Annotated in this window: 11 protein-coding genes and 2 pseudogenes; all 13 read right to left on the reverse strand. The window is 43.5% G+C overall.

The window, feature by feature from the left end; translation table 11 throughout:
- Window positions 1-3: 3 nt before the first annotated feature.
- The gene (locus tag ASG89_RS01490) at window positions 4-3,891 is read right to left on the reverse strand and encodes a discoidin domain-containing protein (protein ID WP_082592556.1); all 3,888 of its coding nucleotides are present in this window, start codon (window positions 3,889-3,891) and stop codon (window positions 4-6) included.
- A 448-nt stretch (window positions 3,892-4,339) separates the two neighbouring features.
- Window positions 4,340-4,945: an ABC transporter ATP-binding protein gene (locus ASG89_RS01495; RefSeq protein ID WP_321166463.1), complete on the reverse strand. Its 606-nt coding sequence runs from the start codon at window positions 4,943-4,945 to the stop codon at window positions 4,340-4,342.
- A 43-nt stretch (window positions 4,946-4,988) separates the two neighbouring features.
- Window positions 4,989-5,423, reverse strand: a pseudogene (locus tag ASG89_RS01500) (sigma-70 family RNA polymerase sigma factor); the annotation flags it as partial.
- Between the two features lie 85 nt (window positions 5,424-5,508).
- Entirely contained in the window at window positions 5,509-6,612 is a 1,104-nt protein-coding gene (locus ASG89_RS01505; protein WP_057308524.1) for a Gfo/Idh/MocA family protein, read from the reverse strand.
- Window positions 6,613-6,656: 44 nt separating this feature from the next.
- On the reverse strand, window positions 6,657-7,514 hold the full coding sequence (locus ASG89_RS01510; protein ID WP_057308525.1) for a sugar phosphate isomerase/epimerase family protein: 858 nt from the start codon (window positions 7,512-7,514) through the stop codon (window positions 6,657-6,659).
- Entirely contained in the window at window positions 7,511-9,016 is a 1,506-nt protein-coding gene (locus tag ASG89_RS01515) for a DHA2 family efflux MFS transporter permease subunit (RefSeq protein WP_057308526.1), read from the reverse strand. The genes ASG89_RS01510 and ASG89_RS01515 overlap by 4 nt, the downstream gene beginning before the upstream one ends.
- 20 nt (window positions 9,017-9,036) lie before the next feature.
- Window positions 9,037-10,575, reverse strand: coding sequence for an ABC transporter substrate-binding protein (locus ASG89_RS01520; protein ID WP_057308527.1), 1,539 nt, complete (start codon window positions 10,573-10,575; stop codon window positions 9,037-9,039).
- 59 nt (window positions 10,576-10,634) lie between these two features.
- Window positions 10,635-11,525: a carbohydrate ABC transporter permease gene (locus tag ASG89_RS01525; protein ID WP_057308528.1), complete on the reverse strand. Its 891-nt coding sequence runs from the start codon at window positions 11,523-11,525 to the stop codon at window positions 10,635-10,637.
- Window positions 11,526-11,541: 16 nt separating this feature from the next.
- Complete coding sequence (locus tag ASG89_RS01530; protein WP_057308609.1) at window positions 11,542-12,447, reverse strand: ABC transporter permease; 906 nt, start codon at window positions 12,445-12,447, stop codon at window positions 11,542-11,544.
- 248 nt (window positions 12,448-12,695) lie between these two features.
- Window positions 12,696-14,306, reverse strand: coding sequence for a helix-turn-helix domain-containing protein (locus ASG89_RS01535; RefSeq protein ID WP_057308529.1), 1,611 nt, complete (start codon window positions 14,304-14,306; stop codon window positions 12,696-12,698).
- On the reverse strand, window positions 14,281-16,053 hold the full coding sequence (locus ASG89_RS01540; RefSeq protein ID WP_057308530.1) for a sensor histidine kinase: 1,773 nt from the start codon (window positions 16,051-16,053) through the stop codon (window positions 14,281-14,283). Before ASG89_RS01540 ends, ASG89_RS01535 begins: the two co-directional genes overlap by 26 nt.
- A 35-nt stretch (window positions 16,054-16,088) precedes the next feature.
- Window positions 16,089-16,742, reverse strand: coding sequence for a TetR/AcrR family transcriptional regulator (locus tag ASG89_RS01545; protein ID WP_057308531.1), 654 nt, complete (start codon window positions 16,740-16,742; stop codon window positions 16,089-16,091).
- Window positions 16,743-17,121: 379 nt separating this feature from the next.
- Window positions 17,122-17,214 (reverse strand): annotated as a pseudogene (locus tag ASG89_RS38525) (DUF1961 family protein); the annotation flags it as partial.
- Between the last annotated feature and the right edge of the window lie 8 nt (window positions 17,215-17,222).

Genomic DNA, 17,222 nt, shown 5'->3' on the forward strand with positions numbered 1-17,222 from the left:
TAATTAGTTATAAACTTCAAACTCATAAATTCTGGCGTAGCCGTCAAACCCTGTCTGAGTGCCTTGTGTTATGTACAATCTGACGTATCTTCCGGTTGCGTTTACATTACGATCCGTTGAATTGGCTGTGTTCCCCGTCACGGTATCGACATCGGTGAAATTAGTACCATCATTGCTCACCTGCAATTTGTAATCCTTCGTATTCAAATTAGCAGACTCTCCATTCACTGCAGCATGTTTGACGACCCAGCGGCTAATGTTAGTCATATATCCAAGATCAATCTTTAACCAATTTGGCGATGCCGCGATCGATGCCCATTTAGTTCCAGTTGAACCGTCCACAGCATATTGCGGCGCTTCATTCGACAAATTATACGCGTTTGATGTAGCCGTCATGTTCAGCGCGGCATTTCCGCTGGCTGTACCATATACTTCAATTTCTTGAATTCTTGCATATCCATCATAACCAAGTTGTGTGCCTTGTGTTATATATAGTCTAACATATCTTGCGTTTGTATTGATGACACGATCTGTTATATTTGTCGAATTTCCTGTTACCGTGTCGACATCTGTAAAATTGATGCCATCATTGCTTACCTGCAGCTTAAAATCCCTTGTGTTATAAATCGTAGATTCTCCACTTGCTCCTGCGTGTTTAACGACCCAACGTTTCAAATGGTAGGATTGACCTAAATCGATTTTCAGCCAGTTGGGTGAAGCCGCAACAGACGCCCATTTCGTATTCAACGCGCCATCGTTTACATATTGCGGGGCTTCATTCGCTAAATTATAGGCATTCGCTGTAGCTGTTCGATTCATAGCAACGTTAGTCAAGCCATAGACTTCAAAATCAACAATTCGTGTTGTGCTAGCCCCATCCTGCTGACCCGCTGTTACATAAAGGCGAACATATCTGCCGTTCGTGGATACATTGCGATCCGTGAGATTGGTCGTATTGCCTGCTACCCAGTCAACATCGTTAAAATTCGTACCGTCGCTGCTAATTTGCAGCTTATAATCTTTTGTATTATAAGAACTGGATTCTCCGTTATAACCTGCATGTTTGACGACCCAACGGCTTATATCATAGGAGGCTCCCAAATCAACTTGCAGCCAATTAGGCGCTGCCGCAGTCGAAACCCATTTCGATGTGCCCATGCCATCTACAGCGTGATTAGGCGTATCTCCACCCAAAGAGCTATTGCTGGTTGCCGTTTTATTTTGCGAAATTGGGAGGGAGTATACGCTCATGTCCTTGTCGTACACGTTGATAGTGCCGCCGCCAATACTAACGCTTTTGACAATATTCCCCCAAAGTAAAGAATCATAGATGTTTAAAGTACCGCTAAAAGATGATGTCGTTCGCACATAGTTTTGCGTTGTACTGCTTCCGGCCTGAAGCCCAATCATCTGGATTGTTCCCCCACCTTCAACGGAAACATTCGGGCCGGAAGAAGTGTCGACAGAAGGTAAATAAAATGTTGCATTTTGCGGTCCTGCGCCCGCACCTTCTTTGATGGTGCGAATGCCAGATTTCACACCGAAGGAATCAACAGCGAATGTTTCGAGGTCATTGCCATTGCCGATCGTCAGTGTATCCGTGTTAGCCAGTGTGTAGTTCATTGCATGTGTAAAGCCATATGTATGCGGACTATTATTATGTTTCGATTGAAAATGAATGCCGAACGTGGATACTGTCTGCTCCACCCAGCCGCGCTGTGTTCCGCCGCCCACATAAACTGCTTTTTTGGCAGCATTAATCCAATTGCCGGAAACGACAAAATCATTCGATGCCGTCGTGGCGAAATCAGCACCGTTATAGCTATTTTCAAGCTCGACATATTTCATCCAGGAGCCTGAGCCTGCACTGCGAACAGCATACGGATATGTATGAATCGGATATAGTGTTCTCAAATCGGAAGGAACATTCGTGTCACTGCCATTCACAAAGCCTTGCTCAGGATGAAAGATTGTTAAACCGCGAACACCCGCGTTCGCATTCAACGTAATGAAAGCTGTCGCCGTATCAGGCGTAGCTGTATCCTTGCCGTCATATGCAAGAAGTACAGTTGTATCTAAATTTTCATGTGCATGCAAGAAGTCGTAGCTGCCTCGCAGTTCAACACCGCTTGGAACATTCAATGTTGTTGAGATTTTGTACGAACCGGGAGGCAGAAATACGGTTCCTCCTCCGGCACTTCCTGCGTCGGTTAGTGCAGTCTGGATTGCTGTGCGGTCATCGGTAATCCCGTTCCCCGCAGCATTGTACGGCGCATTTTTTACATTATAAAAATTCGTATCGCTTGTGGGCTTTTTTGCGGGAGCAAACGTATAATACTGTCCGCGAGCTTGCCACACCTGGTCGAGATTAAGAAATTCACCAACTTCTGGACGCAAATAATCCTGTTGCACAGACGCATTTATTTTCGACATTGCTCCATAAGAACCGTTAGAGGTTGGTGGACCCTGCTCCATCAAAATCCCCATTTTGGCATCGTTAACGCTAATATCGTACATCGTTAAACCATCGTTTTTCCACAGCTTCATCCCATACAAGTATGAATTTGTGTACGTTTTAATATACCCGGTTTGTGAGCTGTCCGGTTTATTTGTTATCGCTGAAGGCGCATTTTTCCATATTCCCGTATCCATAAACACATTCGTCACATACGAATATTCATAATTGCCATCCAACGTAATGCCTTGAAACAAAAAGGTTCCGTAGACATTACTAATATTCGTGCCGCTAGCTGATGAAAAATTGATGCCTTTAAAAGAATTATAGAACGTCACATTCGCCACATTCGCCGCAAAAGAATTCGAATCAATAGTGTACGGATAAGTGGTAGGCGTAAACACGCCGCCCGTATAGCTGCCTTGATTCGGATACCAAATACTAAGATTGCGAACGGTCGTATTCGGCGCGTTCAAAGAAATCGCCGATGTCGTCGTGCTGTAAGCAGCCAGTACCGTACCTGCTGCAGGCGTGCCATCGAGAGGACTTTTCCAATCCCCGCGCAATGTTACATTGGTTGGAATCGACAAGCCGCCGTTCAATCGATAAGTCCCGGCTGGCAGGAAAACGACACCTCCGCCCATTTCCCGCGCTTGGTTAAGAGCCGTCTGAATCGTTGCTGTTGCATCATTCGTCCCTGTTGTATCTGCGCTTACCGTCACATTGGCTACAACCACCTCGTCTGAGGTCAGTAAGCCGGTTTTAATCGTTGGAGAAGGATACGTAGGTGCAGTCCCTCTCTTCGTAAACGTAATACTGTCCAAGTACGTCGCCGGATCCGGACCGCTAAATTCAATGGTCAACACATGTGTCCCCGTGCTCAAATTAACGGGCATCGGCACTGTATAGTCTTGGAAAGTTGTGCCTGTTATCGCAGGCGTCGAGCCTAGCTGAATCCCGTCTATAAGAGCAGTAATCGTCGATTTCGTTGTCGTACTGCCCATTTTGGCACGGAATTTGATATCATGCCAGCCGGCATTCGCGCTGCTGACATTCACCGTATATTTCAGATATTCGCTTACGTACCCCGCTGTTGGCGATCCGCTGACCTGATCATTGGAACTTACTATGTAGCGATAGGTTACCGAATTAATCACTTCTTTAAAGATATCAAGATTCTGCACATCCCGATAAGTCGTATCGCGAGAAATTTGCGAGGACGGATGCGCATAATAAACATCATTTATTGCGCCACTATTAAAATCCTCCGCCTCGAACGTCCCAGGTACATTGATCGTCGACAAAGGTGTTCCATCCGAAGCATACGCGACTTGCGGCATCATCCATGGAAACAAACTCGAAACCAAAAAGAAACTCAAAACAACAAGACAAACTTTATATTTCTGACTAAACATGTTATCAATTCCTTTCGACATTTTATGGTTCAGTATTCATGTATTAAGTTGCAGCAAGAAGAGCCGAGTTAACCCCAAGATAAATTTAGGTCTAATTACCTATGAATATATTACCACAAACAAACTGGATGTTTAATAAAAAACAACAAATTTCGCATTGCTCCACTGATTTTTGCCATCTTAACTATTAAGGAAGCCTTTCATTTAGAGTACGTAGCAAGAATTAAAATATATGGAATATCCTTCCACACTATATAGGACGGTTCCCATGCATTTATTAAGTATACCACCTCATGAATCCGCCATTATTAATTAAAATATTGACAAGCTATTAGCTGGAATAGCGGGGAAGGTTGCCAAATTCAGGATAAGCCATTTGAGAACTTTAATAACCCTACGATTTCTCGTAGGGCTCTGTATCAATTTTCGTTTACTTAAAATCTCATTTTAATGAACCAACCTACCATCCCTAAACCGCACAACCCGCTTCGCCTGCTCCGCAACGTTGCCGGTCATGCGTAATCACAATAATCGTGCGACCCTGCTCATTCAACTGCCTGAAAATATCCATGATCTCCGCGCCCGTCTTCGAATCCAGCGCCCCCGTTGGCTCATCCGCCAGAATGATCGGCGGATCGCCTGCCAACGTGCGTGCAATCGCAACGCGCTGCTGCTGTCCTCCGGATAGCTCCGAAGGATAGTGCTTTCTGCGATCTAACAAATCGACGGCTTCCAGCGCTTGTAAAACTAACAGCTCTCGTTGTTTTCTCGATAATCCCCGATAAATCAAAGGTAACTCCACATTCTCATAAGCACTCAACCTCGGAAGTAAGTTGAAGTTCTGGAAAACGAACCCTATTTTTCGATTCCTGATTTCTGCCAGCTGCGAATCCTTCATGGCGTGAATTTGCTTCACATCGAGGGTGTAGATACCTTCTTCAGAGAAGTCCAAGCAGCCGATAATATTCATCAGCGTGGACTTCCCGTACCCCGACGGCCCTATAACGGCAACAAACTCGCCTTGCATGATGTCTAACATTATGTCATCCAATGCTCGAATCGTCTCGCCGCCCATATGATAAAATTTACTAACATGCTCAATTTGGATTAAGGCTGTGCTCCTTCGCAATCTCCCGCTGTGTCCGCTCTTCGCCACCTAGTTCCAACCCGAACCTTCCGACTACGACCTCTTTCTCACGGTCGTCCAATATCTCCAGATTGCGATATATCTTACTCTTCGCATCCACGACATCGTCTGCCTCGCTGCCGAGGATGTCAATCAGCGTAATCTCGTTCCCCTCTTTATCCGTTCCGATTGGGTCATGCAGAGATACATCTTTCCGTGTTTTCTTCAATGAGCGCAGATGCATCAAGATCTCATTCTCGATACAACGTGCAGCAAAAGTCGCCAGCTTTGTCCCTTTGTTTGGGGAGAAAGATTCGATAGCTTTGATCAATCCAATCGTCCCAATCGAGATCAAATCCTCCAAATCTTCCCCCGTATTGTCGAATTTTTTAAGGTTGTGAACACGAAGCAACGTAAATTTCCGCACTAATCACATCAATTATAAAAAAAATCGCCCCTCAGTGAAGTTACACTAGGAGCGAATCTTAATTCACCACTAAAACGATCAACAATTATTCAAATTCGATCGTTTTACCTGTTCTAGCCGATTCATAGATAGCTTCCAAAATCTGGGTAACAACAAAAGCTTGCTCAGGTTTGACAAGAGGCTCTGTGTCATTGAGAATGCTTTCCAGCCATTGTCTAGCCTCTTTCACGCCTGGATCTTCGGCACCTGCGTCAAAATAAGCGATGCCTCCGCCTGTCGTAGCCTTGGTTTCGACTAGCTTTCCATACTTTGCGCTGTTGAAAACCAATTCACCTTTACCGATAGCAGGACTGCCTTTCATTTCCGCTCCACCCTCTGTTCCGCACAGGGTCGTCATGGCTTCTCTTGTATCCGTTATATTCAGCGCCCAAGCACATTCCAGGAATATCGTTGCACCATTTTCCATCTTAATAAATCCGAAGGCAGAATCTTCTACTTCATAGGCTTTAGGATCCCATGGACCGAACATGTTGCCTTCAAACTTATCAGCTAATTTATGGAATACAGATCCTGTCACTGATTTCGGCTTGTAGTTGTCCATGAACCAAAGAGATAAATCTAGCGCATGCGTGCCAATGTCGATCAACGGTCCGCCTCCTTGCTGCTCTTTGTCTGTAAATACACCCCAGGTTGGAACTCCGCGTCTACGAAGGGCATGGGCTTTGGCAAGATAAATATCGCCGAACTCACCTTGGCGGCATGCTGTGTACAATACCTGTGAATCGTCTCTGAACCTATTTTGGTAACCGATAGTCAATTTTCTTCCTGTCTTCTTGCTTGCCTCTAACATCTTTTTAGCTTCAACAGAATTGATGGCCATAGGCTTCTCACACATGACATGCTTACCTGCCTCCAGCGCAGCCACCGTTATGAAGGAATGCTGAAGATTGGGGGTCAACACATGAATAACGTCAATAGACTCATCTTGCAATAATTCCCAATAGTCAACATAAACTCTCGCCTGCTCCGTTCCAAATTCCTTTGCTGCTTTCACAGCCCGCTCTTCCACGATGTCACAGAAAGCTACCATTTCGCCCAGATGGGTAAGCTTCGCTAATGAAGGCAGATGCTTCTGGTTGGCAATACCGCCGCAGCCTATAATTCCGATTTTCAATTTAGCTGTTGACATGATCGAACCACACTCCTTAAAAGCTAATTTGTCATTTGGTGGCTCTAAACAACCTTTTGCAAAATTTTTAAATCATTCGCTATACTTCTAAATTTATCATCGCTAATACCTTCATTTTCTATAAAGGTGTACTTGATGGTACCCATTTCTTTTAATTTATCGTAGGTGCCTTTAAAATCGATTACACCGGTTCCAAGATCCACAAAGTCACCTGCTTGTATGTATCCCTTTCCGCGATATAGCTGCATCATATCCAAATCTTCATCACCTGGCTGAAGCGCGTCAAATACGTTTAAATGAAGGACCTCTTTATTTAAATCTTTCTGATGGACGAAATCGCATCGGCTGCCTAAATTCTCAAGAACAGCCATAGGATCAAGACCCGCACGCATAACCCAGACCAGATCCAACTCAAATTTGACATATGCTGGGTCCGTATTCTCAACTAATATGTCGTATAAGGTCGTGTCCCCCCATCTTTTGAATTCATGGAAGTGATTATGAAAGTAAAATTGCAAACCGCTTTCCTTGCATTTTTTCCCGATTGCATTCAACTGTTCTGCGGTTTTCATTGTATCTTCACGATTTTTGATCCAAGCAGATGGTAATACAATCGCTTTACATCCAAGTTCAGCATTTTCTTGAATCAACTGATTCCAATTCTCCGCATCTTGATCCAGTCTTTCATGGGCTGATATGGGATTAATACCCAATTCTTCCAGTTTTCTTTTTATGGATTGAAGAGGAAATGAATCACTGTATCGGACGCCTGTCATAAAATTGGTGGTGATTAACTCCACATTGGTATAGCCTGCTGAAGCTACCTTTTCAAGGGTGCCGAAATAGTCGTTGTTTAGTGCTTGGAATACTGAAAATAAATTAACGCCAATTGAAATGCTCATTTTAACTGCTCCTTTTGTGTTAAATTTTGGACGTGCCGAAGCTTATAGTTCGCCAACTTTTTATTCCTAGGTTTGCCTCTAAACAACGTCCATACGAGAGGAAGACCGACTAACACGATCATCGTCGCCACAATGTACACGTCATTGGAGCTCATCGTGAAGGCTTCCGCCTTCAGCAACTTTCGCTGGGCTTCCGCAGCTCCTTCTAAACCAAGTGCCAGGTTGTGTACGGTCAACCGTGATGCGATAAGTGAAGTAAACAACGCGATGGAAAAGGAACCGAAAACTTGGCGGATCCAGTTATTCACCGATGAGGCGTGACCGGACAGCTCACGCGGGATGGCCTCCATACCGACATTAGTAAGCGGCATGATCGTTAACGAAAGCCCAATATAGCGGATAGTGAGCCACATAACGATGTACCCGTGCGAAACGTTCACATCCAGACGTCCTATTGCTAGCGTTCCAATCGCGATCAAGAGAAGCCCGGAAACGATCAGCCACTGCGGAGCAACCTTCATATACAGCTTGCCGACGAGCGGCATCACTCCTGCCATCGCAAGTGTTGCTGGAAGCAAGATCAAACCAGCCTCCAGTGCGGATGCCCCCTGAATGTTCTGCAGGAACACCGGTATCAAGTAGGCACCAGAATACATGTTGAGCGTAATAACGGCCAGTATGGCAAGACTAAAGGTATATTTCTTGTTGACAAATACCTTCAAATTCAAGAGCGGTTCGGGGATCATCAATTCTCTCCGAATAAAGCACCCGAGCATCAGGAAGCCGAAAACGAGCAGCGACAGCGTTCTCCACGAGCTCCATCCCCATGCATGCGCTTCACTGAAAGCGATCAGGATTGAACCGCTGCTCAAAATTACGGTAACCAACCCGGGCAAATCGAACGTTTTCGGTGAATTCAGTTTATAATAGGGAATAAGCCGCCAAGCGACTGCAACTGCCGCAATGCCAAACGGAATGTCCATGAGAAACAGCCATTTCCATTCGAACTTTCCAATTAGCCAGCCAGCCAACAGAGGTCCGAACGCGGGCGAAAGCATCGTCGACAAGGTCCACATGCTGAGCGCAAACGCCTGTTTTTCGCGGGGAATCACCTGATAAAGGATCGTCATTGTAGCTGGCAGGATCATCCCGCCAAATATCCCCTGCACAATTTGAAACGCAATTAACGATTCAATATTCCATGCGAAAGCGCTAAGCCCTGAAATCAGCGTATAGCCAATAAGCGCACCGATATAGAGGTACTTGGTGCTGATTTTTTCCCCAAGATAACCAGTGACAGGAGCTACCACTCCAGTTGCCAGTAAGTAGCCCGTCATCGTCCATTGCATAGTCGTCAAATCGGTATGGAACTGTTCCATCAAAACAGGAAACGCAACGCTAATCGAACTCATTCCTAGTGTCGCAAGAACGGATCCGAAAAAAATCGCAATCATTACAGATACAAACGGTATGTTTCTCTCCAGTATTTCTGTATGGGACATGCAGCTTCTCCTCGCAAAAACTACTTATTGGTTTTCGCCCATTCATCAAGCTGCTTTTGCTTCTCAGCAATAATTTTGTCCATGCCTGAAGCCTTCAGTTTGTTTATAAATTCCGGCAAGTTTTTATCCGGATCCAGCGTACCGGTTTCCAAACCTATTTTAAACTGGTCCTTCACGCTTTGAACAGCAGCCACTTCCGTTTTAACCGGATCAACTGTGAAACTGAAGCCAAGCGCTTTCGATTTTTTGGACGATTTGTTGAATTCAGCCTGATCTTTCCAAAGACTAACAGGATCCGTTTCCCAAATGTAGGAAAGAAATTGATTGCCCCACTCCCATCCATGATTCGGGCTATAGGTAGCATTCTGCGTATCCACGCCATTCGGGAAGCCGATCAACTCCCCCTTCTTGACGTAGTGCTTTCCTTCAATGCCAAAGTCGATCAAGTTAATCAAATCTTTATCAGAGTAGAGCAGGTTAAGGAACATCATTGCTCTCTCTGGATCCTTCGAGTTTTTGGCGATACTGAACATGATATTTGCAATCGACGACGTAGAAGTGACAGGTGGGATAATGCGTGCTGCTACCATCGGTGTGCCTGTCAAAATGGCTTCCTTCGTTTCATATCCAGGCTTCATATGCACTGTAAAGGAAAAAGCTTTACCGGCCTTCACAAGGTCTTCAGGGCGGATTTTGTTTGTAGCGATATCCTTAGGGATATAGCCGTCCAAATACCATCTTCTGACCATTTTCAATAAATCCGCATATTGCTTCGATTCAAACCAATTGACTACCTTCAGGTTATTATCATGGTCCGGCAGCACACCGTTATCATCATTTAAAGGGTCCATAAAGCCAGGTGCAATGGACGCGATAAAGGACGTACCCCCACCTTCCGGAACAATAGCCGCCATATTCGGCTCGTTATCTTTGACAACCTTGAATACGGCATCCAAATCATCAAAGGTCTTGATTTTGCTCAGATCAATCTTGTATTTATCAACAATATCTTTGCGCATCAGGATGCCGTAGTCGGATGCCCAGTCGCGTACGCTAGGTATGCCATAAAGTTTACCGCTGGCCATCGTCGCTTTTTGAATCTCCGGTGTGACAACCTTGGCAATATCCTGTCCATATTTCTTAAGCAGATCCTCTAAGGGAACAAGCTGCCCTTTGGCCGCTTGCGTACCGTAGCCGAGTGCTGTCAAGGTTACAAGCAAGTCCAGATTTTCATTGCTCGCAAGCATCAGATTGATTTGTTGCTGATACGCAGCAGGGTCAATAGGCACAAATTTGACGGTTGCATTAATCTTCTCTTTAGTCAGTTTGTTAACGGCATCCTGAATCTCCTGCAGATCTTTAATGTTACCGATTTTATAATAGGCCACTGTTAGTTCATAAGGCTTTAAGTCCGTCTTCGCTTTTGCTGTTTCCCCTGACGCGGTTGGCGAATTTGTCGACGTAGAGCCTCCGCTACTACCGCCGCAAGCCGTTAATAGCAACGTAATCGCCATTATTCCTGCTAATACTGATTGGATGCCCTTTATATTCCTTCTCATTTCATAGCCTCCCTAGTTTTATCTAGCATTTATGCTAACCGACTGATGCCGAGTATAGCCTAGCCTTTTACTGCTCCAATAACGAGACCTTTGACAAAGTATTTTTGAAAAAAAGGATACGCGATCAGCAAAGGAACAGTCCCAATAACTGCCATAGCCATCCGGACCGATTCCATCGGAATGTTACTGCTTGCAGCAAGTTCCGTTGTGGTGCTGCTCGCATTGCTTGACAAAAATTGCGCGTTTAATAAAATCCGGTTTAACAAATTTTGCAAACTGAACAGCTTGCTGTCGGTCACATAGATTAATCCGTTGAACCAATCGTTCCAATAGCCGATCGTTTGCATCAATCCGACTGTAGCTAGAATGGGAAGAGAGAGCGGAAGCACGATCTGGAAAAAGATTTTAAACTCCCCCGCCCCGTCAATGGATGCTGATTCAATAACCGGGGTTGGGATTGAAGTCATAAAAAAGGTGCGCATAATCAGCACGTAAAATCCGTTGGATAACAAACCGGGAATGATTAAGGCCAGCAGTGTGTTTTTCATATCGAAAACTTGTGTATATACCAGGTAGGTGGGGACCAGGCCTCCGTTAAACAGCAGTGTGAAAAACACGATAAACGAGAGTTGCTTGCGAATCAGCATATCCTTTCTAGATAATGGATAGGCGCATAGGGCAGTGATTGATAACCCCACAAACGTACCAACTAAAGTTACCAGAATGGTAATACCGTAAGCCCGAAATATGTTGGAGGAATCATTCCACAAAAATTCGTAAGCTGCCAAGCTGAATTTACTCGGTAGGAAGGAATACCCTTCTGACACAATGGTCATTTCATCGGTAAAAGAAGTAATCACGAGCAGAAAAAACGGAAGAAGACAGAGACAAACAATGCCAATAAAGAAAACATGAATGATCGCTTGGTACAGTTGGCTTTTTACTTTCAATTGTATTCCCCCCTTATTAAAACAAAGCGTTATCGCTGTTTCGCTTGCTCACCACGTAATTCGAGATGAGTACGAGAATGAATCCCACAACGGATTGATATAGGCCCGCCGCCGAAGACATGCCGATGTCGCCTAATCTTAGTAAAGCCCGATAAACATACGTATCGATAACGTTTGTTGTCGGGAAAAGCGCGCCCGTATCAAGCGGTACTTGATAGAACAATCCGAACTCTGAGTAAAAAATACGGCCAATTTGCAGCAGCGTCATAATCACGATAACCGGAGCAATTAAAGGGATTGTAATGTTTGTGATCTGCTGCCATTTACTCGCTCCGTCAATCCTGGCCGCCTCGTAATATTCCGGGTCGATTCCAATAATCGCCGCTAAATAGATAACGCATAAGTATCCAACATGCTTCCAAATGTTCACTAAGGTCAAAATATAAGGCCAATACTTGGCTTCGCTATACCATGAAATCGGATCCATTCCAAGCATAGGCAGGATCTGCTTATTAATGTAACCGGTTTCTCCGCTTAGCATGGCAAGCACCAAATAACCGACAATAACCATGGAAATCAAGTAGGGGATGAGAATGATGCTTTGGTAAAACCGGGCAAATAATTTCTTCTTCACTTCATTCAGCAAAATAGCTACGCCGACGGCGATGATCAGATTAATGATAATAAAAGCTGTATTATATAGAATCGTATTTCGGGTAATCAGCATGGCGTCAGAGGTTTTGAACAGGTACTCGAAATTTTTAAATCCGACCCAATCGCTGGCCCAAATTCCTTTCGTAAAGTTGACATCCTTGAACGCGATAATCAAGCCAAACATCGGTAAATAGTTGTTGATGATCAGATAAATGATTTCGGGTATAACCATCACAAACAGTGGGGCATACCTCCATATTTTTCTCATTTTTTTGCTGGTTATTGATTTCGTTGACGTTATCTTAGCAGTTGTCGTGGTCGCTGAAGTTGATCTTGTTGTTGTCGTTGACCCCATATCGTTTCCCCCTCATCGGTTATACTATCATCATATATAACTGTCACTTTGCACTCTACCTGTTTCCCGACTTCCTGTTATAGCATTTCCGACTTCTTATTAAACAAAAAAGATCGCGCCCGAGAAGGGAACGATCTCATTGTATTAGGAACCCTAGGTTACTAAATTTCATATAATTTGCGGTAATCCTGTGGATTGGTTGAAGTTGCTTTCTTGAACATTTTTGAGAAATGGGAAAAATTATTATAGCCCACCGAAGCGGCAATGCTGCCAACTGGAAGATCCGTCTTTACCAGCATCTCTTTGGCCAAGGAGACCCGTTCCTGTAGAACATAATCAGAAACCGTCAAGCCGGTTTCTTTCTTGAAAATTCTTGTCAGGTAGTCTGGATTCATATTCACATAGCTTGCAATGTCCTCCCGCGAAACATCTTCGTTGATGCGCTGAGCGATATATTGTTTCGCTTTTTCAATAACAGTCTGGCTTTCAGCCACAGTGTTAATTCGACACGTAGCTTCTTCGATCATCGTGATTATCCATTGTCTAAGATTAGCTATGGAACGAGAAACGTACGATGCTTGCATATTCAGAAGTTCTTCCGAAAAAACCTGATGCGCCCTCAAGCCTTTATAATGCAATACGTGATGAATCATTTGGAGAAAGTCCTCATAAAATCCACGCAATAATTTGGAATCGAGTTTCTCCATTTGCTGCATTGCATCCAAACTTTGATCAATTTCTTTGAGCAGTTTCCCTTTGCATCCACACTTGAGCAATTCCGCCCAACCGTTCATTTTAGGGACTTGATATGTTTCGTAGCAGCTGCATCGTTGCTCACTTAAGAAGAAAATTTTATTCGTTTGTGTAACATTGCGGGATTCCATCGTGACTAAGGATTCGAACATCTCGAGCATTCCCTCCGTATATACGGGAGCACCGACATAACAACAAAGATCACAGAAAAAGTACTGGTTACAAGCATCGATAAAGCCCTGTAATTCGTTAGTTAGCTTCGCTTTATCGATCTTGCTTCCCAGGCCGACTGAGAGGATGGCCAGTAACCCACCGCTTTTGACCTGAACGATTTGGCCGTTTGTCTCTTTCCGTACAGCCAATTCTTCCAAAGAGTTGCGCAAGGCGTATTCCATTATTTTTTCTTCACGAAGAGTCAGCTTTTTATGCCAACGCTGTACACTGATCCAAATCGGCACAAATAAGTCTGTAACGCTATAAGGTATATTTTGCTTCGCCATTATTTCTTTGATTTGATCTCGATTGGAAGGGATAGACCTTTGAATTAAATCCTGCCAGAAGCGCTCTACAACCATGGGTTGGTACGATTCCCATAACTGATAGTAATGTTTATAGGTTTCATTAAATTGAACTAATCCTCTTTTCTTTTCCAATTGGTCGATGGCTTTTCGAACGGCTTTCTCCAATTCCTGAAAACGGACGGGTTTGAGCATATAATCCAGACTTCCCAATTGAATTGCTTTTTGTGCGAATTCGAAATCAGCATGACAGGTTAAGAAGAGCGATTCCGTATCAGGAGAGTGTTCTTTAACCCAAGTTAACAGTTGAAATCCGTCACCTTCCGGCATCTCAATGTCGCAAAGCAGAATATCAATTTTTTGGGTCTCAAAGATTTCCTTCGCCTGGCGTATGTTAAAAGCTTCATGAACCATTGAAAACCCAAGTAGGTCCCACTGTACTCCTGCTTTTATCCCTCGAACAGCATGAATTTCATCATCCACGACCAGCAATTGAAGCATAGACTTCTCCTCTTTCCTTCTCATGAAATGGGATGAGAATTTCAATTAATGCGCCATGGCCATCCCCATTCGAAAATGTGATCCGTGCTTGATCTTGATACAGCAGGCGCAATCGTCGCTGCACATTCCATATCCCGATATGATGACCTTCTCCGTTACCGATATCCATTTCCATCTGCAGCCGAGCCAAAATGTCTTCAGGAAATCCTTTTCCAGTATCCTGCACCCGTATACGGATTCTATTAACTTCTATGGCTTCAATGGTTATACCAATATGAACCTGTTTATCCATGCTAACTGCGTGTTTGATCGTATTTTCCACAAAGGTTTGAATAACAAGCGGAGGAACCAATTCGTCCATCAGGTTATCTAGAACAGATAGATGATAAGTCAAATTATGAGGAAACCGCATCTCCTGGATGCGAAAGTAATTAATCGTATGCTGGACCTCATCCCTCAAAGCGACGAATGCCATGTTGCTCCGAAACATAAAGCGGAAATATTCTACGAGACTAAGCGCCATTTCCTGAATTAATGAAAACTCTTTCACCTGCGCCAAATTATAAATAATGTTCAACGAATTTAGAAAAAAGTGCGGATTAATCTGAAGCTGTAAATGCTTGAGCTCGGCCTTCTGATGATTTAATTTTTCTTTCAAAACATTAATTTTCAATTCCTGTATTTGCGATATCATGCGATTGAAGGATTGGTTCATCTTGTCGAATTCAATGACAGAAGGGCTGTAGGTTATACGGACGTCCAAATTCCCGTCTTCGATTCTCCTCATAGCCATCATGATGCGGTTAATCGGAATCAAGATGATTTTCCTCAGAAGAAACAAAATGAAAGGAAGCAAAATAAGTGATCCAATCAAAATGAATGATACCATTCGGCGAAGGAAAGGAAGATTCTCCAGAATGATGCTGTCTGGTATGACAGCGATTAATCTGAAACGGCCTTTCACGGATTTTTCGCCAACGACTAGAAATTTTTCATCTTTTCCAGTAAGTTTGTAATCGTTTCCAACATTGTTCAAATTAATTTGATTTTCTTGTACAAAAGCTTGGTTTGACATAGTCTCGAACTGGTCCGTAACCAGCAGCGCCCTGCCGTTATTGCCCAAATCGACTAGGTTCAGCGGCACCATTAATTTGCTCGCATCCGTCCATGCACCGATATAGACATTCCCATATTTGATCACACGAGTTAAAAAATATTGTTCTCCGAGTTTTAGCATGAACCATTCTTTCAGACTTGTCTGATTTGAACCATCTCGTTGATCTTGAAAAATGGTCTTAATGCTATTTTCAACTGCTTGCTGTCTGGTGTAAGTGACTTGGTCACTCATAACTGTCAATAAATCTTGATTCGGCTCAGAGTAAACAAAGAACATATCCATTGATTTATAATTAGGGAGGTCTTTTAATAACTTATTATTTAATTGAATTTTCGTATAAGAATACCGATCGGCATTTTGATCTCGCTGTGTGTCAAGTACAAGCAGTCCCGTGTCTTGCGCAGCGAAGTTGAATAAATACTTGTCTACCTCATCCAAATTACGGTCGATCTGTCCCATATATAGGCTGATTAAATTTTTATTGGATTGTGCCACTTGATTTCGAACAACTTTGATGGCATACAAATTGTTGTAGATCATAAAAGCCACAATGGGTATGACAATAATTAGCAAACCAAATATCAACTTAAAGCGCAGTGATTTGAACAGAGGCAGCGTACGTAATAGCACGGCTGATAGACCTCCCTTCCTGAAAGTTAACTCGATCAGATTGAATGCGCTTCCGATTTCAGATAGGCCATGATCATGTCAATTAACTGCCGCATCATTTCGCCTGGATCGATCTCTTGTTCAACACGAAGAATATTCCCCCTTGATGCCATTCGCTGCGTCATGCTCATCATCGTGTTTGCAATCATGGCTGAAGATTTGACTGGATCAAGATCAGGACGAATCGAGCCATCTTGAATGCCTTCCAGAATAAGTTGAACAGGCGATGGAAAGACATTTCCGATGAATTTTTTGTACTTCTCCTCCAATTCACGGGTTGGATACATTTCACGATAATAGTGATCAAACATTCCAATAAAACGCAAATGACTAGGACTAATCTGGGTGAAATCCTGCCAGGCCAATAACAAGTTCCGCATTTTTTCTTCGGCTCGTTCACCGATTTTGTGAGAATCGACAAATCGAAATAAATCGTCTAAAACCTTCATCTGAACCTCAAACGCAAGCTCATCAATTGAGTTGTAATATTTGTAAAGTGTAACACGGCTGATCCCCAATTGATGCCCGATGTCTGTCATCGTTACAACCGCCAAATCTTTTGCCAAAAAAAGCTCTTGAGCCGCTAGAATAATTTCCTGCCGCCGTTTATTTCTTTGCTCCTCTAATTCCTGTTTCCATCTGCTTGTCATGCAAACACTCCTCGATACAGAAACTCCCCACAGTAAATCACCTCTATTTACACTGTGTAAACACTTTTTTTCACCAATTATATCCAAAAGCTGATATTGATGCAAGACGAATCGATTGAAGGTTTACCGAAGTTAATACTCACCTTATCATTACCAATAGCCTTCCCATAGCTAGTATTCGAACTCATAACATAATGAGGTCCAGTATATGTTAAATATTTATTTATACTGACTAATAGTTAATTTTGATTATCTTTCACCATCGTAGAGAAAATAAAAAGCCCTACGATTAATCTCGTAAGGCCAATCTTTGTTAACCGAATGGTTTCGCCACCTATATAGAAAAATTTACTAACATGCTCAATCTGAATTAAGGCTGTCATACTCTTGAAATCGAATATACGTTAAGATTAGCGTATTCCGCTATTAGCGGAGCCATCTGGCGAAATCCGATCTTTCCGCCGTACAGGGGCTTCCCAA

Source organism: Paenibacillus sp. Soil766, assembly GCF_001428105.1.
Taxonomy (GTDB): domain Bacteria; phylum Bacillota; class Bacilli; order Paenibacillales; family NBRC-103111; genus Paenibacillus_E.

Excerpts from the sequence above, each read along its gene's own strand:
- ASG89_RS01490 (WP_082592556.1), bottom strand. The coding sequence starts at position 3,891 with ATGTCGAAAGGAATTGATAACATGTTTAGTCAGAAATATAAAGTTTGT.
- ASG89_RS01495 (WP_321166463.1), bottom strand. The coding sequence starts at position 4,945 with ATGGGCGGCGAGACGATTCGAGCATTGGATGACATAATGTTAGACATC.
- ASG89_RS01505 (WP_057308524.1), bottom strand. The coding sequence starts at position 6,612 with ATGTCAACAGCTAAATTGAAAATCGGAATTATAGGCTGCGGCGGTATT.
- ASG89_RS01510 (WP_057308525.1), bottom strand. The coding sequence starts at position 7,514 with ATGAGCATTTCAATTGGCGTTAATTTATTTTCAGTATTCCAAGCACTA.
- ASG89_RS01515 (WP_057308526.1), bottom strand. The coding sequence starts at position 9,016 with ATGTCCCATACAGAAATACTGGAGAGAAACATACCGTTTGTATCTGTA.
- ASG89_RS01520 (WP_057308527.1), bottom strand. The coding sequence starts at position 10,575 with ATGAGAAGGAATATAAAGGGCATCCAATCAGTATTAGCAGGAATAATG.
- ASG89_RS01530 (WP_057308609.1), bottom strand. The coding sequence starts at position 12,447 with ATGAGAAAAATATGGAGGTATGCCCCACTGTTTGTGATGGTTATACCC.
- ASG89_RS01535 (WP_057308529.1), bottom strand. The coding sequence starts at position 14,306 with ATGCTTCAATTGCTGGTCGTGGATGATGAAATTCATGCTGTTCGAGGG.
- ASG89_RS01545 (WP_057308531.1), bottom strand. The coding sequence starts at position 16,742 with ATGACAAGCAGATGGAAACAGGAATTAGAGGAGCAAAGAAATAAACGG.